Source organism: Pseudophaeobacter sp. (genome assembly GCF_048267565.1).
GTDB classification, from domain to species: Bacteria; Pseudomonadota; Alphaproteobacteria; order Rhodobacterales; family Rhodobacteraceae; genus Pseudophaeobacter; species Pseudophaeobacter profundi.
Genome location: NZ_JBLWXG010000009.1, coordinates 138182 through 164124, shown reverse-complemented (window position 1 = coordinate 164124; position 25943 = coordinate 138182). Strand labels below are relative to the sequence as shown.

25 protein-coding genes are annotated in these 25943 nt (G+C 58.0%); 10 read left to right on the top strand and 15 right to left on the bottom strand.

The annotated features are described in order from the left end of the window. Positions 1 to 200 precede the first annotated feature (200 nt). The 3 genes from ACN0VH_RS17265 to ACN0VH_RS17255 form a co-directional block, all read right to left on the bottom strand. Positions 201 to 3890, bottom strand: a complete 3690-nt coding sequence (locus ACN0VH_RS17265; protein WP_417701522.1) for an Ig-like domain-containing protein — start codon at positions 3888 to 3890, stop codon at positions 201 to 203. A 293-nt stretch (positions 3891 to 4183) separates the two neighbouring features. Further along, positions 4184 to 5026, bottom strand: coding sequence for an AraC family transcriptional regulator (locus ACN0VH_RS17260; RefSeq protein ID WP_417701520.1), 843 nt, complete (start codon positions 5024 to 5026; stop codon positions 4184 to 4186). A gap of 282 nt (positions 5027 to 5308) precedes the next feature. Beyond that, entirely contained in the window at positions 5309 to 5647 is a 339-nt protein-coding gene (locus ACN0VH_RS17255) for a hypothetical protein (protein ID WP_417701518.1), read from the bottom strand. Positions 5648 to 5861: 214 nt separating this feature from the next. Here ACN0VH_RS17255 and ACN0VH_RS17250 point away from each other — a divergent pair, with 214 nt between their 5' ends. The 3 genes from ACN0VH_RS17250 to ACN0VH_RS17240 all read left to right on the top strand — a co-directional run bounded on the left by ACN0VH_RS17250 (position 5862) and on the right by ACN0VH_RS17240 (position 7505). Continuing rightward, positions 5862 to 6332, top strand: coding sequence for a hypothetical protein (locus ACN0VH_RS17250; protein WP_417701516.1), 471 nt, complete (start codon positions 5862 to 5864; stop codon positions 6330 to 6332). Between the two features lie 146 nt (positions 6333 to 6478). Continuing rightward, on the top strand, positions 6479 to 7102 hold the full coding sequence (locus ACN0VH_RS17245; RefSeq protein ID WP_278923716.1) for a tetratricopeptide repeat protein: 624 nt from the start codon (positions 6479 to 6481) through the stop codon (positions 7100 to 7102). Then, positions 7077 to 7505, top strand: a complete 429-nt coding sequence (locus tag ACN0VH_RS17240) for a hypothetical protein (RefSeq protein ID WP_278923717.1) — start codon at positions 7077 to 7079, stop codon at positions 7503 to 7505. Before ACN0VH_RS17245 ends, ACN0VH_RS17240 begins: the two co-directional genes overlap by 26 nt. Positions 7506 to 7681: 176 nt before the next feature. Here the strand turns inward: ACN0VH_RS17240 and ACN0VH_RS17235 are convergent, their stop codons facing one another. The 6 genes from ACN0VH_RS17235 to ACN0VH_RS17210 form a co-directional block, all read right to left on the bottom strand. Next, a complete protein-coding gene (locus ACN0VH_RS17235) occupies positions 7682 to 8827 on the bottom strand; it encodes an NAD(P)/FAD-dependent oxidoreductase (RefSeq protein ID WP_417701513.1) in 1146 nt (381 codons plus the stop codon). Then, entirely contained in the window at positions 8820 to 10328 is a 1509-nt protein-coding gene (locus ACN0VH_RS17230) for a M81 family metallopeptidase (protein WP_417701512.1), read from the bottom strand. The genes ACN0VH_RS17235 and ACN0VH_RS17230 overlap by 8 nt, the downstream gene beginning before the upstream one ends. A gap of 74 nt (positions 10329 to 10402) precedes the next feature. Further along, a complete protein-coding gene (locus tag ACN0VH_RS17225; protein ID WP_278923720.1) occupies positions 10403 to 11146 on the bottom strand; it encodes an amino acid ABC transporter ATP-binding protein in 744 nt (247 codons plus the stop codon). 24 nt (positions 11147 to 11170) lie between these two features. Then, the gene (locus ACN0VH_RS17220) at positions 11171 to 11845 is read right to left on the bottom strand and encodes an ABC transporter permease subunit (protein ID WP_278923721.1); all 675 of its coding nucleotides are present in this window, start codon (positions 11843 to 11845) and stop codon (positions 11171 to 11173) included. Continuing rightward, positions 11838 to 12563, bottom strand: a complete 726-nt coding sequence (locus tag ACN0VH_RS17215; protein WP_278923722.1) for an ABC transporter permease — start codon at positions 12561 to 12563, stop codon at positions 11838 to 11840. The genes ACN0VH_RS17220 and ACN0VH_RS17215 overlap by 8 nt, the downstream gene beginning before the upstream one ends. 73 nt (positions 12564 to 12636) lie before the next feature. Continuing rightward, on the bottom strand, positions 12637 to 13434 hold the full coding sequence (locus tag ACN0VH_RS17210; protein ID WP_417701509.1) for a transporter substrate-binding domain-containing protein: 798 nt from the start codon (positions 13432 to 13434) through the stop codon (positions 12637 to 12639). Between the two features lie 158 nt (positions 13435 to 13592). On the opposite strand from ACN0VH_RS17210, the gene ACN0VH_RS17205 reads away from it, so the two are divergent. Then, a complete protein-coding gene (locus ACN0VH_RS17205) occupies positions 13593 to 14525 on the top strand; it encodes a LysR family transcriptional regulator (RefSeq protein ID WP_417701507.1) in 933 nt (310 codons plus the stop codon). Positions 14526 to 14748: 223 nt separating this feature from the next. Here the strand turns inward: ACN0VH_RS17205 and ACN0VH_RS17200 are convergent, their stop codons facing one another. Both ACN0VH_RS17200 and ACN0VH_RS17195 read right to left on the bottom strand, forming a co-directional pair. Further along, positions 14749 to 15261 (bottom strand): RES family NAD+ phosphorylase, encoded by a 513-nt coding sequence (locus ACN0VH_RS17200; protein ID WP_278923725.1) that lies wholly within the window; start codon positions 15259 to 15261, stop codon positions 14749 to 14751. After that, positions 15261 to 15611 (bottom strand): MbcA/ParS/Xre antitoxin family protein, encoded by a 351-nt coding sequence (locus ACN0VH_RS17195; protein WP_232405386.1) that lies wholly within the window; start codon positions 15609 to 15611, stop codon positions 15261 to 15263. The genes ACN0VH_RS17200 and ACN0VH_RS17195 overlap by 1 nt, the downstream gene beginning before the upstream one ends. Before the next feature lie 508 nt (positions 15612 to 16119). Between ACN0VH_RS17195 and ACN0VH_RS17190 the strand changes: the two genes are divergently transcribed. From ACN0VH_RS17190 to ACN0VH_RS17180, 3 genes are read left to right on the top strand one after another with little or no spacing between them, the layout of a single operon-like run. Beyond that, positions 16120 to 16794: an acetyltransferase gene (locus ACN0VH_RS17190; RefSeq protein WP_278923726.1), complete on the top strand. Its 675-nt coding sequence runs from the start codon at positions 16120 to 16122 to the stop codon at positions 16792 to 16794. Between the two features lies 1 nt (position 16795). Further along, positions 16796 to 17725, top strand: a complete 930-nt coding sequence (locus tag ACN0VH_RS17185) for a hypothetical protein (RefSeq protein ID WP_417701504.1) — start codon at positions 16796 to 16798, stop codon at positions 17723 to 17725. After that, entirely contained in the window at positions 17722 to 18669 is a 948-nt protein-coding gene (locus ACN0VH_RS17180; RefSeq protein WP_417701502.1) for a GNAT family N-acetyltransferase, read from the top strand. Before ACN0VH_RS17185 ends, ACN0VH_RS17180 begins: the two co-directional genes overlap by 4 nt. 95 nt (positions 18670 to 18764) lie before the next feature. Here the strand turns inward: ACN0VH_RS17180 and nagA are convergent, their stop codons facing one another. The 4 genes from nagA to ACN0VH_RS17160 are packed head-to-tail and all read right to left on the bottom strand — an operon-like array spanning position 18765 to position 22606. After that, positions 18765 to 19919 (bottom strand): N-acetylglucosamine-6-phosphate deacetylase, encoded by a 1155-nt coding sequence (gene nagA / locus ACN0VH_RS17175; protein WP_417701500.1) that lies wholly within the window; start codon positions 19917 to 19919, stop codon positions 18765 to 18767. Further along, on the bottom strand, positions 19916 to 20944 hold the full coding sequence (locus ACN0VH_RS17170) for an SIS domain-containing protein (RefSeq protein WP_417701498.1): 1029 nt from the start codon (positions 20942 to 20944) through the stop codon (positions 19916 to 19918). The genes nagA and ACN0VH_RS17170 overlap by 4 nt, the downstream gene beginning before the upstream one ends. Positions 20945 to 20954: 10 nt before the next feature. Then, positions 20955 to 21713 carry a GntR family transcriptional regulator gene (locus tag ACN0VH_RS17165; RefSeq protein WP_278923731.1) on the bottom strand — a complete coding sequence of 253 codons (759 nt, stop codon included), beginning with the start codon at positions 21711 to 21713 and terminating at the stop codon, positions 20955 to 20957. Further along, positions 21710 to 22606, bottom strand: coding sequence for a glucosamine kinase nucleotide-binding domain-containing protein (locus ACN0VH_RS17160; RefSeq protein ID WP_417701496.1), 897 nt, complete (start codon positions 22604 to 22606; stop codon positions 21710 to 21712). Before ACN0VH_RS17160 ends, ACN0VH_RS17165 begins: the two co-directional genes overlap by 4 nt. Positions 22607 to 22752: 146 nt before the next feature. Here ACN0VH_RS17160 and ACN0VH_RS17155 point away from each other — a divergent pair, with 146 nt between their 5' ends. The 3 genes from ACN0VH_RS17155 (at position 22753) to ACN0VH_RS17145 (ending at position 25939) form a co-directional block, all read left to right on the top strand. After that, positions 22753 to 23649: an N-acetylmuramic acid 6-phosphate etherase gene (locus ACN0VH_RS17155; protein ID WP_417701494.1), complete on the top strand. Its 897-nt coding sequence runs from the start codon at positions 22753 to 22755 to the stop codon at positions 23647 to 23649. Positions 23650 to 23678: 29 nt separating this feature from the next. After that, positions 23679 to 24932 carry an ABC transporter substrate-binding protein gene (locus tag ACN0VH_RS17150; protein ID WP_278923734.1) on the top strand — a complete coding sequence of 418 codons (1254 nt, stop codon included), beginning with the start codon at positions 23679 to 23681 and terminating at the stop codon, positions 24930 to 24932. An 80-nt stretch (positions 24933 to 25012) separates the two neighbouring features. Further along, positions 25013 to 25939 (top strand): carbohydrate ABC transporter permease, encoded by a 927-nt coding sequence (locus ACN0VH_RS17145; protein WP_417701491.1) that lies wholly within the window; start codon positions 25013 to 25015, stop codon positions 25937 to 25939. Positions 25940 to 25943 lie beyond the last annotated feature (4 nt).

Here is a 25943-nt window from a genome sequence, read left to right as displayed (position 1 = left end):
GCGTGACCCGGATGAGTGACAAAGACCCAAAGGAAAGAAGGAAAACGAGCTTGACCCAAACACCCAATTAGAGAAGCAGGCATTCGCATCGGCCGAAAGCCGTGTCAGTTTCTCCTAACAACAGACGCTTCGCCGCCCGTTTCTGAGTTGCCATATTCTGAAAGTCAGCCAGCCCTCAAGACCCTGTGGAAATGGGGCGTTCAGAACGTCAGATTGAACCCGAACTGCACCCCAAAGCTTTCATAAACTGCGGTGCCGATACCGTCATAGAATGCGTCCACCGTCAAAACCGCTCTATTGGGTAGTGTGTAATTCGCCCCCGCCTTTAACTTGCCACGCCCCCCCTCGTACTCCGGCACAACCAGAGCCGCGTTCCCCGACCCTTTGGTAGATGAGCCGACAAAGGCGAGGCCGCCGGTCAGTTCCAATGTGCCGCTGCGTCTTGGCAGGCGGACCTGGTGGCGGACATCAAGGCCAAGTTCGGCCTGGGTCAATTCAAAACCCTGCTCTGGAATGAGGTTGCCAAGCCCATCGGTGTAGGCCTTCTGCGTATCGGTTGTGTAGGACAGCTGAACAGAAGGCATCCATGTTGTCCGACCCTGATCGATTTCTCCGGTCACCTTGAACTGTGCGAGCAGCCGTTGCGTCTCAAATCTGTCTGAATAGGTCCCAAACGGCGAGATATCGTTCTTCGTCTGCCCATAAAGAAGCATCCCCTCAAAGAACAACGGATGGGCCGGGCTGCGCGCCACGAAATATGGACCGATCAGCCAGCCATGGCCATCAATGCGGCTGGCGCCGTCCTCCTGGCTCAGAAAGTCGAATTCAATCATGCCGCCTATCAGCAGATTGGGAGACAATTTGACGTGGCTCCCGATGACGCCGAAGGTATAGCGGGTATTCCTAGTATCCTCATGTGTCCAGGAGCCGGTCAATCGTGCCCAGATGCCATTGTCTGCACCAGGCGCGCTGGCGAAGTCAAAATCACCTCTGCCACGTGTCACGGCCAGGTTCATGGCACCGGTGTTGCTGCCAGAGAGAAACCCGGTGAGGTTCGGCTGGCTGGCGATCAGCTGCGTCGCCCGCGATTGAATGAACTGCGCGATGACCTTTTGCGTTTTCTCAACAACGGCGTTGGAAATGGACAAGGTGTTCGACGCCGTGTTGGAATTGTCAGCCACATCTGTTGCGACGGCAGCGGGAATCGATATCTCGGTATCCCCTTTGCCAGTTGTCGTGACCGTGGCGAGATAGTCCGCACCGCTTCCTGAAAGATTCGTGACCGTGCCATTGGCAACGGAAATGTCGCTTGCGGCAAAACCGATCACGTTTTCGGAAAAGGTGATCGCAATCTCAATTGAGGCTGCTCCGACAAAAGTTGTGCTGGATGACGAGATACTGACCGATGGCGCGGTGGCGTCATATGTCGTGGTGACCTCGTTCGATGCCGCCGCGTTCACATTTCCCGCCGCATCGCGGAAGCTGCCCGCCGCCACCGACAGCGCCACCGATCCGTCCGCCAGTGGCGTCAGCACGGCGGTGTAGCTGGTGCCCGACCCGGACAGCGTGGCACTGGCATTGGTCAGGCTAAGGTCGGCAAGGGTGAAATCGGTGCTGGCCTCCGAGAGGGTGATCTCTGCCGATTGCACCCCGTTCAGCGGGCCAGTGAAGGCGCCGATGCTGATGGTGGGGGCGGTGGCGTCATATGCTGTGGTCACCTCGTTCGATGCCGTCGCGTTCACATTCCCCGCCGCATCGCTGAAGGTGCCCGCCGCCACCGACAGCGCCACCGATCCGTCCGCCAGTGGCGTCAGCACGGCGGTGTAGCTGGTGCCCGACCCGGACAGCGTGGCACTGGCATTTGTCAGGCTAAGGTCGGCAAGGGTGAAATCGGTGCTGGCCTCCGAGAGGGTGATCTCTGCCGATTGCGCCCCGTTCAGCGGGCCAGTGAAGGGGGCGATGCTGATGGTGGGGGCGGTGGCGTCATATGCTGTGGTCACCTCATTCGATGCCGTCGCGTTCACATTCCCCGCCGCATCGCTGAAGGTGCCCGCCGCCACCGATAGGGTCACTGACCCGTCCGCCAGTGGTGTCAGCACCGCCGTGTAGCTGGTGCCCGATCCAGACAGCGTGGCACTGGCATTGGTCAGGGTGAGGTCGGCAAGGGTGAAATCGGTGCTGGCCTCCGAGAGGGTGATCGCTGCCGATTGCGCCCCGTTCAGCGGGCCAGTGAAGGCGCCGATGCTGATGGTGGGGGCATCATAATCTGGAAACAAGTCAACCGTTGCAACCGGTGACACATAGCCCAGGCTGTTTTCTACGGTGACAGATACGGTCCCACCAGTCATGTCCGCTGCTGAGGTGACAGAAAATGTGCCGCCTGTCGCTGTGACTGTTTGCACGCTTGCGTCGGGAAATGTGATACGAACCGTCCCGTCTGCCTCAGCCGTACCACCAATTGTCATGGAGCGGTTTGTATTGATGACTGTTGTCGTCAGTACAGGGCTGTCCGGCACGGCGCCCGGCGTAATTGTGATGGTGAACTCTTCCTCGACAGCCTGATTTCCCGCCGAATCCGTCGCGTTGATCTTGATCAGGTTCGCCCCAATCGGGAAGTCATAGGGGGAGGTGATCACAACACTATTCAGCGAAAAGATGGGGGCTATGCCGCTGTCAACATTGTCATCAACAATTGTGGAGAAGCCAATCCGCCGGGTTCCGGATGGATCGGCTTCGAAAGAGATATCGCCAATGGGGCGTATTACTGGCGCGGTGCCATCGTAGGTCGTGGTGACTTCGTTTGACGCAGCGGCGTTCATGTTCCCGGCGGCATCGCTGAAGGTGCCCGCCGCCACCGACAGCGCCACCGATCCGTCCGCCAGTGGCGTCAGCACGGCGGTGTAGCTGGTGCCCGACCCGGACAGCGTGGCATTGGCATTGGTCAGGGTGAGGTCGGCAAGGGTGAAATCGGTGCTGGCCTCCGAGAGGGTGATCACCGCCGACTGCGCCCCGTTCAGCGGACCGGTGAAGGCGCCGATACTGACCGTAGGCGCGGTGATGTCAGCTGAAAATGCCACTTCATTAGAGGCGACCCAATTTCCCAGCCCTCCGCTGTCGGTAAAGCCCTCCTTTGGGACGGACACACTGACCTCCCCATCCATCAATGGGGTCAGAACAATGGAGAAACTGCTGCCGCTGCCGGACACTGTCGCGGTGGCGTTTGTCAATGTCAGGCTGCTGGATGTGAAATCAGAGCTGCTTTCAGACAGGGTGGCGACCACGGTATATTTGCCGCTGCCGTCTGGACCGCTGAGGCTGCCGAGTGACACCGTTGGTGCCGTATTGACAAGGGTCTGACCCACTGAAGCCGTGGTTCCCGTTACCCCGCTGATTTCGGCGCGGTAGGCATAGCGATCACCGTCGCTGGTCCGTGTTGCGTCAAAGGAAACCCCCATATAGCCATGGGCGGCATAGGTTCCTGCGGCGCCTTGCTGAACAAGGCCAGCGACATCCTTAAGACTGCAGTGTGCTTCCAGATTTGCAGCCGTTATCGCCGAAAAAGTGGTGCTTACACCTCCGTTGAAATAAGATGCCCCACCTGCCGCTTGGGTTTGTACAGCACCACCGCCAAGCGGTCTAACGCGTACAGACGCCAACCCCCCATTCACATCCTGGACGAAGGCGACCAGCCCGCATTGGGAATTCAGGTTCAAACTCCGGTCGATACGCGATGGCGCATCAAAGGCCGCTGCGGGCGGTGTAAGGGCAAGCAGGGTCGCGCAGATGACGGCAATGTATCCAAGACAGAGATTGCGTTTACCGGCACTCATGTTGGCTTTGTCGCTGCCAGCGCCGCCCGCCAAAAGTGTCCGCATCAAAAGTCCAGCCATCACAAGTTCATCCATAATTGTCGGATATCTGCCATGGTCACATTGATGTCAGTCCAGCGAACCCACACCAATCCAACCACGATCCATCCGGTGTCGCGTCAAATCGGCCTGCTGTCTGCGCTGAAGGGGGCGGCCCCCCGGATTATCCTGCCATCAGCATCTTGGGGGCACGGCCCGCACCCCGGGTTCTCAGACGCCAAATTTCTGCAAAGAGATCAAGGCCCTGGCAAGAGGCTGGGCCTCTTATGATAATTCTTTTTCAAAAATGATAATTCTTTGTGTCGCGAGGGGAGCTAGGGCGTCCGCGTGGCGCCTGCGCGCGTGTCCGAAGGGGTTTCCCCAAAGTGCTGCTTATAGGCGCGGGTGAAATTGCCAATATGAGCATAGCCACAGGCAAAGCCGATTTGTTTGACCGAAGTGGTGCCGTCGCGCAGTGCTGCCTGTGCTTTGGTCAGGCGCGCGGTGCGTGTGTATGCTGAAAGTGTGGTTCCAAACTCCATCTGAAACACCCGCCGCGCCATCTGATCGCCCATTGCGAACCGCTCCAGCATTTCACCTTCGGCAAAGCATTGGCCGGGATCGGCATCGATGGCAGCCTTGAGCTGCCGTACCCTGTGGGCCTGCCATGGCAAAACGCTGCGAGTATCGGCGTCGTCCAGAGCCAAGTGTGCATAGCCGGACAACACCTCGGACAGAAAGCTGATGGCCAGACCTTCTGCCCTGACGCTGCCCAGCCCTGTCGCCGCACGCAGCTGATACAGCCGCTGCGCGGTGCTGCGCGCCAGCATATCCGTAGGAACCGGCACAGCAAGGTCAACCGTCGCATCAGAAGCCATCAATCGCGCAAGCTGCGGACTAGATGTTTCATCCAGGCGGCCATTCAGGTCATGACGATACATTGCCACACAAACATGACGCAGGACCTGTCCTGGCTCCACGATCAGCCGAAAACCGGGCGTGTCACTGCGGATCACGGATGTTCCGTCTTGCGTCCAATGCTGCCGCTGCCCGTTTCCCATGACGATGCTGGCCTCGCCCGACAAAAAATACTGGGCAGAGACATGCTGGCCACTTTCATCGTGGGGAAAGCAAATCTCGGTCGGTTCATTGACCTCAATAGACGAGGTCACGAGCATTGCCCCGCCTGGGAAGGCGTTGAAGCTGAGGTATTGAGAGCCCTGCGCAGAAATAACACGCCCGCTTGCGGCTTGCCTTTGCAAATTACCGCCTTGTACCACCAATTCATTCACGCTTCACCGCCTCCAACAAGTCGCCGCGATGATTGACTTTGCTTCATATGGGGTCAAGACGTGTCTGGCCCAAGTCGCCGCACAGGTCTCAACCACGGCTGCGCGATGCCGCATCAGGTTGCTTCGCTTTTGGCGCAGAAGGTACGCATGCGGCAGGACACAAGGCGTTCACCTTTCGTTATTCAGGCGATGCAGTTCTGACCGGGCTTCATGCAGCGCTGAAAAGGCATTGCCGACACCTTGCCTGATATCACCGGCTTCGGCCGCTTTCCGCAGGAGGGTGATCACTTGCTTCGTAATTTCGGACACATACTCGGTTGCCGTGCATTGGAGGGCGGCTTCGATCTCATCGAGATATAGCGGAATGTTGTCTTGAATATCGCTTTCAGACAGGCGTGCAATGACGGACTGCGAGGGCAATTGTTCCGCCAGGCGGGCGAGCAACCGGATGTCACTTTCCAATTCCTGTTTTGTCGCTGAATCTGCGTTCTGGTTTCTACAAGCCACGGAAACCTTCCTGTTTTAAGGACAGTAAACTCTTTGCATCCTGCTACCCAGACAGTTCAAGACCGGATAATATTGCCAAAACGTGCCACCATTTCGCCATGTGGTGAGGAATTGCAGGACGCAACTATGCAAGGTTAGTATCTCAAAGTACATATTAATGGGGCACAGGCCCAGGCATTTACCCCAATAGTCACGTTTCCAGAGGATGCTAAAATTGAAGACCGCCCTACTAACCTGTCTTGCTATTCTTGGCTTTTTGCAAACCGCCTACGCGGGGGAAGAGAACCGTTGCGGATTCCCGTCATCGCAAGACGCTGATGAGCTTTGCGAGGGGATGACACATTTGCTCCCGCATTTCGCCGATGACTTCGATCTATCCCGGCTTGATGGCCGGTATGCATTGGCCTGCGGGATGATGGAAGGTATTGAGCTCTTCGGCGCGTCCGCCAAGAATGAAACACGGGTGCATGTGGATCGGCATGAGGCAACTGGCATCTTCCACCCCAAAGCCTTTTTTGGCCCGTTGAGCGGCCCTTTGAGCTTCATCTTGGCGATTTCCTACACGGATCCACAAACGAGCGAGGAGAGAACCTTTTCGGTGAATGGAGATCATCAAGGGTTTTACATACTGGCGGACCGGGACGGAATTCAAAGGCTGTCACAATGCGCTGAGGCCGCAGAATAGGCCGGGGCATTCTGGAAGGCGCCACGACAATGTATTTCCAAGTTCACAAGTGAACCACTAATTATATAGCATGCTCTGCTAACACCCTATCAGCGGGTACAGCTTGAACGGCGCGGACCATGTATACATCAAATAGGAATTCAAAGATGTTCAGGAATTTGATTTTGCTTCTTACTTTTCTCAACGCGCCTTTCGCCGCCTGGGCTGGTACGAGCAAGAGCGATATCTATTGGGCCGTCGTCAGATCTGACAGTGCCAACCTGGTACATCCAGGGATTGAAATCTTTGAATTCCAAGAACAGCGACAGTTTTCCAATGGACTCTCAGAGAGTGCTTGCGAAGGCAATGACGTTGCACATGGCAAACTGGAAGCGGCTGCCTCTTTGGGAAATGCAACTGCGAATACCTCTCTTGCGTGGCTTTACGGGAAACAGCACTGCCACTACTTTCAGAATAACCCTGAACTGGTCACAAGCCTGTACAAGCGCGCTGCAGAGCAGGGCTACCCCATCGCGATGACAAATTATGGGATCAAGTTGCTTCGAGGTGAAGGAACCGCAAAAAACCCCTATGTTGGCACCGTCTACCTGTTAAATGCTGCCATATCCGGTTGGGGTAATGCGGGCCTGTTCTTGGCCGAGCATATTCTTCTAGGTCTGAATGCGGAACATGATCGGGACGTGGCACAGGCTCTCTATGATCAATTCCGCACTAGCGCGGATAGCGATGAACTGATCAGAAGCGTTGAAAACCTATTGGCGCAACATTGAGCAGGCGGCGTCAGCAGAGGTGAAATCTGCGGAAAAAATGATGTCCGATTCACAAGCATTCATTGCCGAAGGGCTCGTGCCTATCGGCCGGTACAGGCAAGCGCTGGAAGATCTCGCCCGCCGTGCGGATGCCTGCGGCATATCAGGCCATGAAGAGGAGGGCGATATCGTGCTTCCTCCGCTCTATGACAGCGAAGCGCATGTTGAATTTCTTGACAGTATTGCCCGGCAACCGGAGCAGTATCATGCGTTCCTGTTGCTGCAAAAGGTGTGCCTGCTGGAGGACACCCTAGCCTATCTGCAGCGGTTTGGTGATCTAAATGCCGATACGACCATTCAGGGGTTGATCCGCATTTTGCGAGGTCCGGCGGTGGATATTGCCCCCATAAAGCCTGAAGCCTAAGGTTCAGGTCCCGTCAAGCTACCCGAGGCGGGCAACCAATCCGTTGTAGTTTCTGTCATTTGCAGTTGCTCAGTCTTCTGGCAAAAGTGACGGCATTGTCCGGCAATGCAGGTCTCCGGCCTTCAGAAAGCTGCGCTGCGGCGTTCAACTGCTTGATGCTGCACTGTGAAATGGCCCTATCCCGACTGGCGGAAACGTTCGGGTGAGACCTGTTCCGAATTGAAAGCACTTCCACGCATGGGGTGGGGCAGCGGTGTGTGGGTGAGGAGGGCTGCAGCCAGTTGGCCCACCGCAGGAGAGGTCTGTATGCCAAAGCCCCCAAGACCGGCGAGCCAGAACACACCTTCTGCGGTGTTGTCATATCCGATCAGGGGAACCCGGTCCGGTGCGAAGGTGCGCAACCCGGCCCAGCTGTGCGCCACATGCGAGATATCAAGCGTGGTGCATTCAGAGAGGTAGTGCGCAGCAAAGGCGATGTCCAACTCTTCCGGCCAGGCGTCATGTGCTGCGACGGGTGTCTCATCCGCGGGACTGACCATGAGCTGCCCGGCATCAGGTTTGAAATAGAAACTATCCTCCAGCTCAGTGACTTCGGGCAGGTGGGTCAAATCGTGGCCGGGTGTTTTCACGCTGATGGCGGTGCGGCGCAGGGGTTGCAATCCATAGTCCGGCAGCCCGAACAGAGCTGCGATTTCAGCGGCCCAGCCACCGGCCGCATTGACGACGGTCCGTGCCCGGATGTCGCCTGCGGTGGTGTCGAGAACCCAGTGGTCACCGTCTCGTCGGGCTGCAGTGACACGGGCCTCACGCAGGGTCTGCCCGCCCTGTTTGCGGGCCCCCTTCATGAACCCCTGCAACAGGGTCTCGACCTCCACATCCCAGCAATCAGGATCGTAGAAGGCGGCGCCCAACCAGTCCGGATCAAGAAAGGGGACCTTTTCCAGGGCTTGCTCTGTTGTGAGCGCCTGAATCGGGCTGGCGCCCTCAGGTGCTGTGGCGAGCTCTGCAGCGCAGATACTGCGCAGCTGTGCGGCCTTGTCGTGATCGGCAATCACCAGGTTGCCGCGCAGACGCAGCAGAGCGGTCTCGGCAAAGCCATCAGGCGGGGACATCATGAAGCCTGTGCTGGCGGTGGTTAGCTGTCCTGCAATCTTGGAGTGAAACCGTCGCGTGAATTCCGCAGCTGAACGCCCGGTGGAATGATAGCCAAAGGCCTGCTCCTGTTCCAGCAGGATAACGGAACGCCGACCCTCCAGAAAATAGGCGAGAGAAGCTCCGGCGATACCGCCGCCAATGATTGCGATGTCATGAATTTCAGGCATGAACCGTCTCCAGAGGAAAAACCGGGCGGCGCAGGCGGCTGTAGCTGCGCTTGCTGACATCCGGGGTACAAAGCCCGCCTGCGTCGGCGGTGATGATTGCCGAGGCGATGGGAGCAAAGGCGCCCTTGAAATGCTGCATCGACTTCACGGCGAGGACCGATTTGCTTGCCGGTTCGATACCGATCAGGCGAAAGATATTCTGGTCCAGCATCTGCATGCGGTCCGTGACGATCATGATGTCGATCCCTTCGACCCGAAAACACACGCTCAACCCGGTTGAGCCGGGCAACCCGGTGAACATCGGCCCTTCGAACGTGAAGGCACCGTCGCTGATGGCGCGCACTTCCCCGGTGAGTTCAAGCGGGCCGCCGCCGACCGAAGGGTCGCATTTCCCCCCGATGCTGAGCGTGACCCGGGCTCCGACACCGGCCTCGGCCAATATCGTTGCCGCCGCAGGATCCCACAGCGCGCCAGCTGCCGCATTGGAGATCCCTGCCTCCAGCAGGGCCGCGATCATCGCGGTGCAGTCACTGTAGGAACCGGCGCCAGGATTGTCAGCATAATCGGCCACGACAACCGGACCTTGCGGTGCCGGTTTTTGCTGCAAAAGGCCTTGGACCTGGGTTATGCATTCAGGCAGGGAAACTGGCAGCTTCCATTCGTCGCGAAAGGCCCAGATCTGGTCACAGATACGGGTGCCGATCCCGGCAGCGGTTGCGCTGTCGACCTTGGCGGTGTCATGGGTGACCAGAACGCTTGGCCCGGCGGCCCAGACGTCTGCATCCGTAAACCCGGCATTGATCGCCACATTCAGGACCCCCGGTGCCTTCATTTCTTCAGCAGCGTTTTCCAGCAGGCGGCACATTGGTCCATCTTCGGTGGTGCGCCCGTCATCGCAGCCTAGCAGCATGGCAGGGCGTGTCATGGTCAATCTGGGGGTTATGTCCCCGGTCATGGCCCTGTGCAGCAGGTCTGCCGCTTCATAGCCCGCTTCATGCATGTCCACATGCGGATAGGTGCGGAAGGAGACGGCAATCTGTGCCAGGTCGGCCATCTCATCAAAGATATTGGCGTGCAGGTCCAGGGTGACGGCCAGCGGCACCTCGGGTCCGACAACCGATCGGATCTCGCGCAGAAACTGGCTGTCGCCATCCTGATCGGTTTCCGTGACCATAGCGCCGTGCAGCGCCACGAATAGGCCGTCAAAGGGGCCATGCTCCTGCAGGCGACGCAAGCATTCTGTGGTGATTTCCCTGCGCGCGGCCTCGGTCACGATGCCACCGGGTTCAGCATGGGCTGCGGTGATGAAGACAGGGGTCCAGCCGCGATCCTCGGCGACGTCGATGCAACCGCCAACCTCGGACCCGGTGCCCTTGAACTTTGCAAGGATTTCGTCGCCCTTGAAATAATGGCTGGCATGAAAATCGTGCATACCCGTACGCATGACCGTGAAGGTGTTGCTTTCGTTTATGAATTCTATAACGGCGACACGGAAGCTCATGTCTATCGTCCTTTGTACCAAAAGGGGAAGTGCGCCGGGCGGTGGCCCGGCTAAGAATACAGTTGGACCGGTTCTTAGTGGCCGATCACCTGGTTGATGAATGCGCGCGCTCGGTCGGTTTCCGGGGCTGCGAAAAAGGTCTCGGGTGTGTTGACCTCCACGATCTGGCCGGCATCCATGAAAACGATGCGATCAGCTGCCTTGCGGGCAAATCCCATCTCGTGCGTGACGCAGACCATTGTCATCCCGTCGCGGGCAAGATCGGTCATGACGTCCAGAACCTCGCCAATCGATTCCGGATCCAGCGCCGAGGTTGGTTCGTCGAAGAGCATGATGTCAGGCATCATGCATAGGCTGCGCGCAATGGCGGCGCGCTGCTGCTGACCACCGGAAAGCTGCGACGGGAACTTCCCTGCATGATCAGCCATGCCCACCCGCGACAACAGCTCCATCGCCTGCCGTCTTGCTGTCGCCTTGTCGAGGCGAAGCGTGCAGGTCGGCGAAAGCGTGCAGTTGTCGAGCACTGAGAGGTGCGGGTACAGGTTGAAATGCTGGAAGACCATGCCCGCCCTGGCCCGGACCTGGCGCAGCACTGCGGCGTCGTCCGTAAGGGTGACGCCGTCAACCGTGAGACTGCCGGATTGGTGATCCTCAAGCCCGTTGATGCACCGGATCAGAGTGGATTTCCCGGACCCAGATGGGCCGCAAATGACGATCCGTTCGCCCTTTGCGACGGTCAGGGTCACATCCTTCAACGCATGGAAGGAGCCGTAATGTTTATCAAGGGCTTGAATGGATATGGCGAGGGGGGTGGCCATAGTACATGTCCTTTCTCTGGGGGGTCAGGCCGCCCAGGCGTTGCGGCTTTCGATCCGGCGCAAGAACCATTCCAGCACCAGCACCAGCACAAGGTAATGCAGGGCGGCAACGTAATAGGCACGCAGATCAAAGGTTTCGGAGAAGATGAAACGGGCTTGTCCCATCAGATCAAAGATAGTGATGATGGCCAGCAGAGAGGTGGCTTTGAGCAGCAGGATGAATTCATTGCCAAGCCCGGGAAGAGCGCGGGCGATGGCAATCGGAAACAGAACGCGGCGGAAGGCCGTCCAACGCGTCAGGTTCAGCGCCGCATTGGCTTCCCTGATGGAACTGGGAATACCGTTTAGACTGCCGCGAATGATTTCTGCCTGATAGGCGGCGGTGTTCAGGACGAGCGCCAGCAGGCCGCAGTAGTAGGCGTCCCGGAAGAACCACCAAAGGCCAAGCGACCGCAGGTCCCGGCTGAACTCGCCGGCGCCATAGTAGACCAGAAACAGCAGCACCAGCAGCGGCATGCCCCGGAAAAAATTCACATAGCCGTAGGCCAGAACCCCGCTGAGGCCCCGGTTGCGCGCACGCGCGACGCCGATGGGAAGGGCCAGCACAAATCCCAGCAGGATGGCAAGGAGGGTCAGGCTGGCAGTGACCTTGAGCCCCGAAAGCCACAAGTCTTTGTAATCGAGCCAAAGATCAAGCATGGGCGCGCCCTCCGGCAACAACGCCGCGCGTGGCACGTCTCTCAAGCCGTTTCTGGATCCAGGACGAAAGGATCACCAGGCTAATATAGATGGCGGCAATCACAAGATAGAAGAAGAACGGCTCTCGGGTGGTGTTGATGGCCAGGGCTGCCACATGGGTCAGGTCGCTAAGCGCGATCACGGATACCAGCGAGGTGTCCTTCAGTAGGATCACCCAGAGATTGCCAAGGCCAGGCAGGGCATGGCGCCAGAACTGAGGCAGGATGACCTTCCAGAAGCAATGGAACCCTGACAGCCCAAGCGCCTGAGCCGCCTCGACCTGACCTTTACCAATGGCCTGAAGGGCGCCACGCACCACTTCGCTGCCATAGGCGCTGATGACCAGGCTCAGTGCGATCAGACCGGCCAGAAAGGGGCTGATCGACAGCGTGCTGTCGAACCCGGCATATTCCGCTACCCAGCTGATCACGACCTGCGATTGATAGTAGATGATCAGCAGTGTCAGTATCTCGGGCAGGCTTTTGAAAACCGACACATGCATCTGCGCCAGATACCGCACCGGTCGCCTCCGCGAGTTGCGCGCCCGGTGAATCAGGAACGACAACATGATCGAGACCGGAAAGGTTGCCAGAGCCAGCCCGAGGGTCATGCCGAGACCAATAAGAAGTTCGTCCCCCCAACCGGTGGGACCGGGGGTCAGAAGGGAAAGTAATTCCATGGGGTCATCCAGATGGGGGAAATTTCAGGCCCCGTCGCCGGTTATTTTACTATGACGACTGAGGCCTTTCTGTTCAGCCTTTGAATAGGTCGCTGACAATCCGGGGTTGCGAGCGGATGTCGAATTCAAAGTATTTGGCGCGAATGTCGTCGTAGGTACCGTTGGCGATGATCGCGGCCAGAGCGTCGTCAATGCGTGTTTGCAGGTTTTCGTCCTCCAGCCGCATAGCAATGCCCGCGCCGATGGTGCCGTCCATCAGGAAATCTTCGCCCACGAAAGCGCAGCAATCGGTGCCCTTCGCCATCCAGTCCCCAATGGAGAATTTGCTTTCCAGAACCAGATCCAGTCGACCGCTTTCCATATCAAGGAAGGCTTCGCCCAGCTTCGGATAAAGCTTGATTTCACTCTCCGGGAAATACTCCTGCAGAACAGTCACAGCAACCGATCCCGACTGTGTGCCGATCACCATTCCCTCAAGGCTGGCAGGGGTGGCAGTGTCCAGTTCCAGTTCTTTCAGCGCAGCAAAGCGCATGGCGTTGAAATAATAAGGCGAGGAAAAACGGACCTTTTCCTGTCGCTTCTCGGTGATGGCCATGGAGGCCACCATGACATCAAATTTCTTCGCGTTGAGTGCGGGGATGATACCGCCCCATTCGTGAGCGCTCCATTCACACTCGACCTGCATTTGCGCGCACAGGGCATTGCCGATGTCCACGTCGAACCCTTTGAGAGAGCCGTCTTCAGTCACGAAATTGAACGGTGCGTAGGCACCTTCTGTGCCGATCCGCAGGGTCTCGGCCGCAGCGGGCAGCGCAAGGCTGGCAGTCACAATAACTGCGCAGGGCAGTCTGAAGAGGGCAAGGGATGTCATGTTTTCTTATCTCACCTGTTGGGCCCACAGCGGGGGGCTGATCTGGGCAATGTATTAGTTTTTTGGAACGTTCGGTGATATAGCGTCACCATGTTCGTACTGCCTACGAACTAGGAGCAAAGGAGGTTTGCAGACAATGCAAAAGAAGTATTCATGGTATGAAAAAAACTAATGTTATGGCGCTCGCCAGACCGCAGCGGCGCCAACTGCCCAATCTTAAGGCCCTTCGGGCATTCGAAGCGGTTGCATTTCACGGCAGCTTTACCCGCGCCGCTGACGAACTGGCCGTCAGTCAGGGGGCCGTGAGCCATCAGGTGAGACAATTGGAGGAGGGCCTCGGTGTCTCCGTGTTTCTACGCGGTGCAAAAGGAGTTTCCCTGACAGAAGAAGGCAAGGTGCTGCAGGAGGTCTGTGAACGCAGCTTTGACAAAATTGCAGAAAGCACCGCCCTAATTCGCCGCGACCGCAAGGACCGGGTGTTGCGGGTGCGTGTTGGTCCGTTCTTTGCCATGAAGGTGATTGCCCCAAGAGTGGCAGGATTTCTGGAGCAAAACCCCGGTGTTCAACTTCATCTCACCAATCTTGAGGTCGACGCGCCACCGCCCGGCGCAGGGGATATCCAGATCAAGTATTGCCTTGAGCCGCCTGCGGGGTGTCACGCGATAGAAGTATTCCGCGAACGTCAGGTCCCGGTATGTAGTCCTGAGTTGCTGCAAACCGTGCGTGATCCGGTGCAGTTGCTGGAAGACCCACAGGTGCCACGGTTGCATTACAGAGATCTGGCTGAGTGGCAGGCATGGCTGGATGGCACGGGCCTTGGCGCGGCCTCTGCCAATTCCAACCTGATTTTTGATGATCAGCACACCATTCTGGCGGCGGTCCGATCCGGACAAGGCGTTGGGCTGGCCGACCGGGCGCTGATTTCTGAGGACGTTGAGCGAGGGCGTGTCTGTATTGTGTCCGAAAACTCGGTCGAACCGGAAATCTCCTACAAATTCATCTGCGGGGCCGGGCGGAATACTGCGGGCTCTCTTATAGAGACCTTCCGAATTTGGCTGATGTCAGAACTCGAAGGCCTTGAAGGGACCTGAGGGGGCAGGTTGTCTCATTTTGAATGTCATGTGGTCTGATCGGGGGAGCCGTGTTGATCGTACCTGTATCTTGTAAAGCAAACGGTAGGCAGCCTGGGCCGACCTCGTTTGCCCCTCGGCGGCGGCACCCAAACCGTGCTCTGCCTTTGCGCAATACAGCCATGCGGAGCGCATCAGTAGTATGCTGCAAGCCCATTCCTTACCTGACCTGCGCCGGATGTCTTTACATCTTTGACAAACGGTCCTCATCGTCCACCACGTTGAGAGTGCAGCCAGCGCCACTCCACCGCCATAGGACGATGTTGAAGTCGGTTGCCGCCGCACCTTTTGCGAAACTCCGGATCAGCAGGCCTGCAAACCGACCATGGATCAGGCGTGCGGCAAAATCCTGGGTGGGCACATCTTGCCCGCCGATCATTCTGGTGCGCCACGCGGGATCAGCGAGCATGCGATCAGATATAGCGTGTTTTTCCAGCCCTCTTGGATCGCGGGTGTCAAAGATCGGGCCAAGGTCGGCGGCGTAGGAAACCAGGATCGTTGGTTGCAAACTGCCCACCTGATTGGCTTCGCGCAGTGCGCCTGCTGGATCAAGCGCGGTATAGAGCGCCGGTGTCCCCCTGGCATTGACCCGTCCGCCATACAGCTCTGCGCCGCGGCCCGATAAGGGATCGCGGGCGTAAATCGGGTTCAGAGCGCGGTAAAGCGGCCCAACAAAGCGGCCGTCCTTCAAAGGCATCAGGCAAAGACACCGGCGTCAACTGCATCGATATATTCTAGAACCTGCTGTGCTTTGCCTTCCTGCACGAGTTGCATGGCGGTTCGGCCATCAAAGCCGGGCAGGGGTTCTGACCGATACCAGGCATAGGCCATGAGTTCTGATCCAAACCGCGGTTCAACCTTATTGAGCACCTCGACCAGTTCGCGCAGGCGGCGTTGTGTCTTGTCCGAGCTGATGCGCGTGCGCCGTTGCAGGGCGTCCTTGCCCAAACCGACCGTCAGGGCGATTTCCTCTGCCGAGGTGCGCAGCGCTGCCGCGATCTTTCGCGGCTCAAACTGTCCGCCTTCAGCGAAATTTGCGATATGCATGAAGCGCCTCCTTTGCGGCTACTATGACGTTATATAGCGTCATAATGACCGAATATCAAGTCGGAAGGCCGGTTTCTCCGTTGCCTGTTTTGCCGAGGAAAATTAGCAAGAAGTCTCTATCTCAGCGATCATCTGCCGATATCTCGGCCGCCGCCAGCCTAACCACTAGGCCATCGACATGTTGAGCGGGGCCGATATCGCGGCCCTGTTCAGCCGTTCGCCAGTTTGCCTTTCCGATGGAAGAGGCTGCCGCCGCCTTTCCCTCAGGCGACTTTTCCTGCGAGGCGGTGTAGAACCTGCAACCCAACACCTCCGGACAAATTTGGCAGCAGGTGCCAAGAATGGCCATTTCGACAAAGTCAGTTAGCCCCCGGCATCAGTAATTGTGGGCAAGTCGACAACGTGGTAATCGTGCCGTGGCATGGATTTGAGGCGCGCCTCTGTTCTGCTGTGAACTTATCCGGTTTCCATCTGGAAACGAAATCGCACTCAGCCCGTTAAGGTAGTTATGGCTCAGAATTTGCTTATTGTAGGCGCCGGAGAATTTGCCGATATCGCCTATGAGTATTTCACTGTGGACAGTCCCTATACCGTCATCGGTTTTGCTGTCGACCGGGAGTTTCTGGACGAGACCCCCAAATTCGGCCTGCCGGTTGTCGCATTGGACGAGGCCGCACAACATTTTGATCCGGCCTCGACGCATGCCCATGTGGCGATCACATCGACCAAACTGAACCGGGTGCGGGCCGAGCTGATGGAAAAAACCCGCGCCGAGGGGTACAGCCTCGCCAATTTCATCAGCCCGCGCGCAATGGTCTGGCGTACTGCCAGCTTGGGCGAAAACGTCTTTATCTTTGAAAACAACGTGGTTCAGCATGGTGTGACCATCGAAGACGGATGCGTGCTCTGGTCCGGCAACCATATCGGCCACCAAACCCGGATTGGCGCGCATTGCTTTCTGTCCTCTCATGTTGTGATTTCGGGCTATTGTAACATCGGGGCGCGTAGCTTCATCGGGGTCAATGCTACCTTTGCCGACAACGTCACTATCGGCGAAGACTGCGTTGTCGGCATGGCTTCCGCGGTCAACAAGAGTTTTGGCGATCCGGGGTTGGTCCTGAATGGCAACCCTGCTGCGCCATCCCGAGTGTCATCCTATCGCTATTACAGGATAAAACCATAAAATGGGCTGGGAAAAAAAAGGGCTGATCTACTGCCCTGACGGCAGTCACGACTGGGCGCGCCATTCGTTTATGACACCCAGCCCCTGGCAGCGGGATGCAGATACAATCCGCCTGTTTGGCGGCATGCGTGACGACGCTGGTATCAGCCGGATCGGATGGGTAGATCTGGATGCGCGCGACCCGTCGCAGGTAAAGGCGGTCTCCGAGAAACCAGTTCTGGATCTGGGTTCGCCCGGTATGTTTGACGATAATGGACTGATCCTGGGTGATGTCCTGGAGGTCTCGGAGACGGAACTCAGGCTCTATTATGTCGGTTTCCAGCTTGTTGAGAAGGCCAAGTTCCTGGCCTTCAGCGGCGTTGCCATAAGCCGTGACAGGGGAAAGAGCTTTGAGAGGGTGCAGAAGACACCGATCATTGATCGCTGCCCCGAAGGCCCGTTCATCGGCGCACTGCATTCAATCGCCCGGCTGCCTGACGGGACATATCGCGCTTGGATTTCGCGCGGGCAGGGCTGGGAGGAGATCGAAGACAAGCTCTTTCCGCGGTATGATTGTTGGACGATGACCAGCCCGGACGGCATCCGTTTCGACAACAGCACCGCTCAGCCGATCATTTCACCGGCCTCGCAAGAATATCGTATCGGCCGCCCGCGGGCCAACCAACGTCCTGACGGCACATGGGAGCTGCGTGCGACCTCGGACACCCGGGCCAAGCAATATGCCAGCTTTCGATTTTCATCACTGGATGGGGTGACCTTCACCCGCACCGATGACGAAGAACTGCCACGCGGAGCTGCCGGAAGCTGGGATAGCGAAATGACCTGCTATCCGGCCCACATCAAGACCACCGACGGACGGAACCTGCTGTTTTACAACGGTAATGACATGGGGCGTACCGGTGTGGGCTATGCAGAATGGGTGGAGGGATGAATCCCGCCCCGATGATCCGCCCTTATTCCCCGGCGGATGCCGAGGTCTGGAACAGGTTTGTGCAAGGGGCGGCCAACGCAACCTTCCTGCATGACCGCGGTTTCATGGATTACCATGCGGACCGGTTCGTGGATCATTCCCTGATCATCGAAGATAACGACAAGATCATTGCCCTATTGCCAGCCAGTCAGGCCGGTGACACGCTGGTTTCGCACGGCGGGCTGACCTATGGCGGGCTACTGGTGCCCCCCCGGCTGCCGGCCGCTACCATAGTAGGTATTATAGAGGCCCTGCAGACGTATTTGGCGGGTCAGGGCCTTCGCAGCCTTATTTACAAGCCCAGCCCCCACATATTCCACACTCAGCCCTCTGAGGCTGATCTTTATGCGCTGATCAACGCGGGTGCCCGGCAGGTACGTGCTGATCTCGGCACAGCCATCCCACTTCAACGCCGCCAGCCCTTCAGTGGCGGTCGCAAGGACGGGATCCGGAAAGCACGCAAAGCAGGCCTGGTTGCGCGCGAGGCTTATGACTTTGCGCGTTTCTGGGGCATTCTGACCGAGGTTCTCGGATCACGTCATGATGCCGCCCCAACCCATAGCCTTGATGAAATGACCCTGCTGGCAGAACGTTTCCCTGACCAGATCCGCCTGTTTGGCACGTTTGACGGCGACTCCATGCTTGCCGGCATGCTCCTGTTCGATTGTGGGCGCACGGTCCATGCCCAATATATCGCTGCCGCCCCTGAGGGCAGGAATTCAGGTGCGCTGGATCTATTGGTGCATCACCTATTGGCAGAGGTATTTGCCAAGCGTGACTGGTTCAGCTTCGGTATCTCCACCACCAATGCGGGGCGCGAGCTAAACGTGGGTCTGTCGCGACAAAAAGAAATGTTCGGCGGACACAGTGTGATGTTCAGCCAATATCAATGGGATATCGCCTAACCGACCACCCTTTGGTGAGCTTCATTCCCGCAAGCGACACACAACAGGACACAGGCGCAGAGGCTGCACGAGCCGCGTCTGCACAGGGCTAGCGCTCAGCGCGCCGGGTCGTGCCCTCCCAGCACTGCGGGATCTGAAAATGGGGTTTCAAAATACAGCGCAGAGCGTGAGCTATCGGTGATACGGCCCAAACCGGCCCCATTGGGAAGCAAAGAGGCCGGCGTCGATGTCGCGCGCGAAACTGCCTGTCTGTGATCGTCCTGCACATCATCAACCATAACCGAGAGCGCACGGGATAGCACCAGGTCGGCACCGGCAAGGGTACCATTCTCCAGGGTCAGACGCTGGTTCTTGCGAAAGACCTTTCGGCCGTTGAGCAAGAAATGATCAATCGACGACCCCGCTGTCGCCATGGCATCGGTGACCAAGAAGATCCTGTCTGATTGCGGTTTTGCACGCAGCGCAATGCGGATGACGGCAGGATGTACGTGAATGGCGTCAGCAATCAAACCTGCGTAGATATCGCCCCGCTCCAGGGTGGCGCCAACCAGACCTGGTTCGCGGTTTCCCAGCTGGCTCATGGCGTTGAACAAATGCGTGACGCATTTTGCCCCGGCATCAAAGGCGGCATGGCAGGTGGCGCTATCGGCCTCTGTATGCCCAAGGGACACCACGATCCCCGCATCTGACATCGCCTTGATCTGCGCTGGCGTGGTGTTTTCCGGGGCGACCGTCACCATGACATTTGGGATCCGATCCGCAGCGCCCAGCATCAAGGCGAGGTCCTCTTTGCCCATCGGGCGGATCAGCTGTGCATCATGGGCACCCTTGCGGGCCACCGACAAGTGCGGCCCTTCCAGGTGAATACCGATGATACCCTCTAGCTTTTCCGCCAAGGCCTGTTCGACAGCATCGATTGCCGCCCGGGTGCGCTCTGGGGTGTCGGTGATCAGGGTTGGCAGCAAGGCCTGCGTCCCCGTAGAGGCATGCGCCTGGGCTATGGTGCGCAGGGCCGCGACCGATTGGTCATCATTAAACATGACGCCCCCACCGCCATTGACCTGCAAATCAACAAATCCAGGCGTGATCACCCCGCCATTCAGCCGCTCAACAGGGTGGTCCGGCGCCAAGCCATGAAGCGGCAGAATGCGCAGGCTGCCATCTTGCGCGCGCACTAGCGCGTGTTGGCTGTGCAGGTCTACCCCATCGTGGATCTGCGCCCCCACATAGGCTTTGGCAAGGCCATTCATACCGTTTCTGTCACTTTCTTGAGATGCCTTGGCGCATCAGGGTTGATGCCCCGCGCAGCGGCTGTTCTTTCAACCATCGCATAAAAACTGGCAATCAGGCAGATCGGATCGATCAGCGGATGACCCGTGCGGACCGTAGGCAACCTATTGGCCTGCATTGCCTTTTCACTGGTGACAAAAACCGTGGCACCCTTGGCCGCAATTTGATCCGCAACCCCGGCAAGCGCACTTTCGGCTTCGTCCTCGGCGGCCAAGGCAATCACTGGAAAGCCGCTGTCCACAATGGAAACAGGGCCGTGCAGAACCTCGGCTGAGGAATAGGATTCCGCATGGATCTGACAGGTTTCCTTGAATTTTAACGCCGCCTCATTGGAAATCGCATAGGCGGGCCCGCGGCCCAGACAAAAAATGGAGTTGCGCGCGCCAAGCGCAGCGCGGGCCTCTGGCCAGTCGATGTTGACTGCCTTTTCCAACTTGCTGGGCAGGTCCATGATTGCAGCCCGAAGCGCGTCGTCCTCGGCCCATTCCGCCTGCATCCAAATGCCCGCCACGGCCGAGTTTACAAATGTTTTGGTTGCCGCGACGCTGATTTCAGGCCCGGCATGCAGGTTCAAGCAGTGATCGGCCACCTGCGCCAACGGGCTGTCGGTGTGGTTTGTCATGGCAATGGATAGTGCGCCGCCCTGCTGCGCCATCCGCGCCATTTCCACTATATCTGGGCTTTTGCCCGATTGTGACACCGACAGGCAGACACTGCCTGCCAGGTTCAATTTACGATTATAGATCGAGGCAATCGAGGGCCCGAGCGAGGCAATCGGCGTGCCTGTCAGCAGTTCGGAGGTGTATTTCAGATAGGTTGCAACATGATCGGACGACCCACGCGCGACCGTAACCATGTAGCTGGGATTTCGGGCGCGAATGGCCTCGGCGGCGCTGCGGATATCGTCGCCGCCACGGTGCAGCAGCCGGTCAACTGCGCGGGGGATCTCCAGAATTTCCCGGCGCATCTGTGTCTGAGTGTTCATCTGTGCAACCCTATTCTTTTGCAAGGCGGAGTTCGGCCACGAAGTTGTAGGCATCCCCGCGATAGATGGAGTGGGTGAATTCGACGGTGCGGCCATCCGCCAGATAAGAGGTGCGTTCAATCCGCAGCCCAGCCTTTCCGGGTGCAACCTGCAGCAAGCCTGCGTCGTCCTCTTCCAGGTTGATGGCAGAAATCTTCTGCAGCGCCCGCACAGGTCTAAACCCAGCCGCGCCCAAGACCTCATATAAAGAGGTTTCAACCAGCAGCGGGTTTGGCAACATCCGGGTCGAAAGCGACGCCCGTTCAATCGCCATGGGCTTGCCGTCAGCGATCCTGAGCCGGGCAATACGCGCCACCGAGTCGTCCGGGGAGAGCGCCAGGGTCAGAACCTCGTCCGGCGAGGGCATATAGATGCCGCGTTCAAGCCAGGTGCTGGTAGAGGTCATGCCGCGTCGCGACATATCCTCGCTGAAGGAGGTCAGCCGCGACAGGGACTGTTCGATCTGTGGCGCATCCGAGGCCACAAACGAGCCCGAACCCTGCTTTTGTATAATGATACCATCTGCCGCCAGGGCCTGGATGGCCTTGCGAACGGTTACCCGTGACAGCTCTGTCAAGGCGGCGATTTCACGTTCAGGGGGCAGGGGGCTGCCAGCTTTCAAAACACCCTGATCAACGCCCTCTTTCAGGCGCTGGCGCAACTGGACATAGCGCGGCCCGGCATCCGGTTGCAGCCAATTGTCCGGCGTCAGGAACGTGGCAATGCTCATCTTGCGTCCTCCGATAGGGTCGCCTGGCTTGCTTTGGCCAGTTGAAAAGCACCATCCAGAGCGCTGCCCTTGGCACGGATCAGGCCAGACGCCACCGGCGCAGGCAAGAACGCCGCATAGTGGGGCCCCAGCCCGCCGGACAGGCACAGCCTGTCGCCGGGCTGATAACCAAGCACACCAAGGCAGCGCATCAAATAGTCGGCGCCCTTGTCAACGACGCGCCGCCCCCAAACATCCCCCGCCCGCGCAGAGGTCACAACATCAGGGGCGTAGGTGGCAAAATCACCCGGTTTGGCGGTCAGACTGAAGGTCACGATGGCATTTGGATCGTTGTCAAATCTTGCAAAGATCTTGCGGGTCAGATCAGTGTGAGCGGACAATCCATCATGGCACAGCAGGACCTGCGCCAAGGCGGCACGGCCCAACCAAGCGCCGGATGCCTGGTCCGACACCTGAAACCCCCAGCCGCCAACATATGAAAACACACCGGATTGGCTGGCGGCAGCAATTGTGCCGGTCCCAACAGAAAGCAGATACCCATCCTGAGCGCCCAGAGCACCGGTAACGGCCGTTGGCCGGTCATCTGTTACCTTGCAGTCTTTGAATGGCAGCGCCGCGGCAACCAGTGCGGCAGTTTCTGGCCCCAATACGCCGGCGATGCCGATATGCGCGGTCGCAGTCTCCAGTGCGGCAATCGGAATGCCTGCACCTTCAGCCGCCAGGCGCACCGTGGCAATAATATTTTTCACAGCCAGCGCAAAATCGGACGCAGCATTGGCGCGACCACCCTCGGCTCGTGCAAGCACCCCACCATCAGCAGTGCCAATGGCTGCGCGACATCCGGTTCCGCCCCCATCAACGCCAATCAGAATTTTGTGCTTCGAGTCACGCATGCAATACCTATATAATACCTCTTAACGAAAATATAGGCCAAATATGCTAAATTTGGTGAGATTGGCCTTGTATTTGGTCTTTATGGAAATAGGGAGTAGACAAAAGGTATCTAAAAGGTATTAGATTGGGCGAGAGGGGGATTCTCATGCTGCAACCAACGACCGAGCAACGGATACAGAGCGACGCGATTGATGCGCAATCCGTGCCCCTGGCCGCCGCAGCACTGCTGGAAACCCAGTCAGCGGCTATCACGGCGGTACAGGCCGTGATCGCAGAGATTGATCGCGGCGCACAGCTCATGGCTGCTGCAATCCGATCTGGCCGGTCCCTGACCTATGCGGCAGCCGGCAGTTCCGGGCTGATGGCCCTGGCTGATGCCTGTGAATTACCCGGCACCTTTGGCATCCCAGCGCACTGTGTTCACATCCATATGGCGGGTGGCGTCCCAACGACGGGGCAGATGCCGGGCGACACTGAAGATGACGCTGGCGCTGCGGACATCGCCCTGCGCGACGTGATGCCGGGGGATGTGGTCATCGTTCTCAGCGCCAGCGGCACAACCCCCTACGCCCTCGCGCTTGCCAAATCGGGTAAAGCGAACGGCGCCAGTGTCATCGCCATTGCCAACAACCCCGAAACGCCGCTGCTAGAGATGGCCGATGTCCCCATCTGCGTTGCAACACCGCCGGAGGTGATTGCCGGATCAACCCGGCTCGCGGCTGGAACCGGGCAGAAGGTGGCGCTGAACCTGATGTCCTCTTTGATGGGGATAAAGCTGGGCCATGTCTATCAGGGCATGATGGTCAATGTCGTGGCTGACAACGCCAAACTGATTGAGCGCGCCATCGGCATCGTGCGCCATATTGCAGATGTATCCGCACCTGTGGCCAAGGCCGCCCTAGCGCAGACGCAGGGCAATCCAAAGGCCGCCATTCTGGTCGCAAAGGGCTGCAGCCCCCTTGTCGCACGGACCCTGCTGCAGCGCCACGACGGCCATCTGGCCCCCTGCCTTAAGGCGCTGGAAAAGAACAAAAATACATAAGAAAGACAAACAATAATAGGGAGAAGATCATGAAAAAGACGACTGTAATCGCAACCATGCTGGCCTCGACGATCATCGCGGGTACGGCGGCTGCCGAGGATGTGACGCTGACCATCGAAAGCTGGCGCAATGACGATCTGGCTATCTGGCAGAATGACATCATCCCGGCCTTTGAGGCGGCGCACCCGGGAATCAAGCTCAAGTTCACGCCTTCGGCCCCGGCGGAATACAACGCGGTGTTGAATTCCAAACTGGACGCCGGCTCTGCCGGTGACATCATCACCTGTCGCCCCTTTGACGCCTCGCAAGCGCTGTATGAGGCAGGCCACCTTGCAGAGATCAGTGATCTGGATGGCATGGCAAATTTCTCGTCTGTGGCCAAATCAGGCTGGAGCACCGACGACGCGACCGTGCAATACTGCGTGCCGATGGCCAGCGTGATCCACGGCTTTATCTACAACAAAGAGGCCTTTGCCGAAGTGGGCGTAGAGGTCCCCAAGACCGAGGCTGAATTCTTTGCGGTTCTGGAAAAAATCAAGGAAGACGGCAACTATATCCCGATGGCGATGGGCACCAACGACCAGTGGGAAGCCGCCACCATGGGCTATAACAACATCGGCCCGAACTACTGGAAAGGCGAAGAAGGCCGCCTGGCCCTGATTGCCGGAGAGCAGAAACTGACGGATGAGGCCTGGATCGCGCCCTATCGCCAGCTTGCCAAATGGGCCCCCTATCTGGGAGATGGCTATGAGGCACAGACCTATCCTGACAGCCAGAACATTTTCACCCTGGGCCGCGCGGCGATCTATCCTGCCGGCTCTTGGGAGGTCTCCGGCTTCAACGGGCTGGCGGATTTTGAGATGGGGGCGTTTTATCCACCAGTTCAGAAGGCCGGCGACACCTGCTATATTTCGGATCACACCGATATTGGCATCGGCATGAACGCTGCCACCCCCAACCCCGAGGCAGCAAAGACCTTCCTGAACTGGGTTGCCTCTTCCGAGTTTTCGACCATCTTTGCCAACGCGCTGCCGGGCTTCTTCCCGCTGTCTTCGGCACCTGTCACGGTCGAAGACCCATTGGCCGAGGAGTTCATTTCCTGGCGCGGGGAATGCGAGAGCTCGATCCGTTCTACCTATCAGATCCTGTCGCGTGGGACGCCAAACCTGGAAAATGACACCTGGAACGCATCGGCGGCTGTGATCAAAGGCTCTGAAACCCCGGAAGAGGCAGGTAAACGCCTGCAAGAGGGTCTTGCCAGCTGGTATGCGCCGCAGCAGTAAACCACTGTCCTGATATCCGGATGCCGCCCCGTTTGAGGGCGGCATTCCCCCAGTTATTCTTTTCGCGGTAGGATGTCCTGATGGCTGAACAACAGACAAAACCCAAATTCAGGTGGCATATCCTTGTGTTTCTGGCCCCTGCGGTGCTGGTGTACACCGCCGTCATGATCTATCCGCTGTTCAACACCCTGCGCCTGTCACTGTTCACCGAGGTCGACCAGACGCGGATTTTTGTGGGCTTGCAGAACTTTCGCACCCTGTTCGGAGATGCGATCTGGTCCACCCAATTCTGGAACGCGCTAGGAAATAATTTCTGGTTCTTCCTGGTGCATATGCTGGTGCAAAATCCCATTGGCGTGGCCCTTGCCGCAATCCTGAGCCACCCGAAACTGCGATTTGCCGGTTTTTACCGTTCCGCCATCTTCATTCCCACCATTCTCAGCTTTGTTATCGTTGGTTTCGCCTGGAAGCTCATCCTGTCGCCCATCTGGGGCATTGCGCCGGGACTGCTGGATGCCGTTGGCCTGAAATCGCTTTATGCGCCCTGGCTTGGTAAAGAGGCTTATGCGCTGACCACCCTGTCGCTGGTGTCGGTCTGGCAGTTCGTTGGCATCCCGATGATGCTGATCTATGCGGCACTTCTATCGATTCCTGATGAAATTCTAGAGGCGGCAGAAGTGGACGGCATCACCGGACTTGCAGCCTTCTGGAAGATCAAGCTGCCACTGATCCTGCCCTCGATCGGGATTATTTCAATCCTGACCTTTGTTGCCAATTTCAATGCGTTTGATCTGATCTACGCGGCGCAGGGCGCACTGGCCGGACCGGATTTCTCAACTGATATTCTAGGCACATTCATGTATCGCACCTTCTTTGGCTTTCAGCTGCAACTAGGGGATCCGCATATGGGGTCAACCATTGCATCCGCAATGTTTGCCATCATCCTGATTGGCGTGTGTCTGTACCTGTTTGGTATTCAGTCGCGCATGCGCCGCTATCAGTTCTGAAGGA

What these genes read in the sequence shown, in the direction of transcription:
- ACN0VH_RS17205 (WP_417701507.1), top strand. Translation starts at nt 13,593, where the DNA reads ATGAAAAAAACTAATGTTATGGCGCTCGCCAGACCGCAGCGGCGCCAA.
- ACN0VH_RS17265 (WP_417701522.1), bottom strand. Translation starts at nt 3,890, where the DNA reads ATGGCTGGACTTTTGATGCGGACACTTTTGGCGGGCGGCGCTGGCAGC.
- ACN0VH_RS17180 (WP_417701502.1), top strand. Translation starts at nt 17,722, where the DNA reads ATGAATCCCGCCCCGATGATCCGCCCTTATTCCCCGGCGGATGCCGAG.
- nagA (WP_417701500.1), bottom strand. Translation starts at nt 19,919, where the DNA reads ATGAATGGCCTTGCCAAAGCCTATGTGGGGGCGCAGATCCACGATGGG.
- ACN0VH_RS17245 (WP_278923716.1), top strand. Translation starts at nt 6,479, where the DNA reads ATGTTCAGGAATTTGATTTTGCTTCTTACTTTTCTCAACGCGCCTTTC.
- ACN0VH_RS17215 (WP_278923722.1), bottom strand. Translation starts at nt 12,563, where the DNA reads ATGGAATTACTTTCCCTTCTGACCCCCGGTCCCACCGGTTGGGGGGAC.
- ACN0VH_RS17200 (WP_278923725.1), bottom strand. Translation starts at nt 15,261, where the DNA reads ATGCCTTTGAAGGACGGCCGCTTTGTTGGGCCGCTTTACCGCGCTCTG.
- ACN0VH_RS17210 (WP_417701509.1), bottom strand. Translation starts at nt 13,434, where the DNA reads ATGACATCCCTTGCCCTCTTCAGACTGCCCTGCGCAGTTATTGTGACT.
- ACN0VH_RS17190 (WP_278923726.1), top strand. Translation starts at nt 16,120, where the DNA reads ATGGCTCAGAATTTGCTTATTGTAGGCGCCGGAGAATTTGCCGATATC.
- ACN0VH_RS17185 (WP_417701504.1), top strand. Translation starts at nt 16,796, where the DNA reads ATGGGCTGGGAAAAAAAAGGGCTGATCTACTGCCCTGACGGCAGTCAC.
- ACN0VH_RS17260 (WP_417701520.1), bottom strand. Translation starts at nt 5,026, where the DNA reads ATGCTCGTGACCTCGTCTATTGAGGTCAATGAACCGACCGAGATTTGC.
- ACN0VH_RS17160 (WP_417701496.1), bottom strand. Translation starts at nt 22,606, where the DNA reads ATGCGTGACTCGAAGCACAAAATTCTGATTGGCGTTGATGGGGGCGGA.
- ACN0VH_RS17195 (WP_232405386.1), bottom strand. Translation starts at nt 15,611, where the DNA reads ATGCATATCGCAAATTTCGCTGAAGGCGGACAGTTTGAGCCGCGAAAG.
- ACN0VH_RS17225 (WP_278923720.1), bottom strand. Translation starts at nt 11,146, where the DNA reads ATGGCCACCCCCCTCGCCATATCCATTCAAGCCCTTGATAAACATTAC.
- ACN0VH_RS17220 (WP_278923721.1), bottom strand. Translation starts at nt 11,845, where the DNA reads ATGCTTGATCTTTGGCTCGATTACAAAGACTTGTGGCTTTCGGGGCTC.
- ACN0VH_RS17155 (WP_417701494.1), top strand. Translation starts at nt 22,753, where the DNA reads ATGCTGCAACCAACGACCGAGCAACGGATACAGAGCGACGCGATTGAT.
- ACN0VH_RS17145 (WP_417701491.1), top strand. Translation starts at nt 25,013, where the DNA reads ATGGCTGAACAACAGACAAAACCCAAATTCAGGTGGCATATCCTTGTG.
- ACN0VH_RS17230 (WP_417701512.1), bottom strand. Translation starts at nt 10,328, where the DNA reads ATGAGCTTCCGTGTCGCCGTTATAGAATTCATAAACGAAAGCAACACC.
- ACN0VH_RS17235 (WP_417701513.1), bottom strand. Translation starts at nt 8,827, where the DNA reads ATGCCTGAAATTCATGACATCGCAATCATTGGCGGCGGTATCGCCGGA.
- ACN0VH_RS17170 (WP_417701498.1), bottom strand. Translation starts at nt 20,944, where the DNA reads ATGAACACTCAGACACAGATGCGCCGGGAAATTCTGGAGATCCCCCGC.
- ACN0VH_RS17150 (WP_278923734.1), top strand. Translation starts at nt 23,679, where the DNA reads ATGAAAAAGACGACTGTAATCGCAACCATGCTGGCCTCGACGATCATC.
- ACN0VH_RS17165 (WP_278923731.1), bottom strand. Translation starts at nt 21,713, where the DNA reads ATGAGCATTGCCACGTTCCTGACGCCGGACAATTGGCTGCAACCGGAT.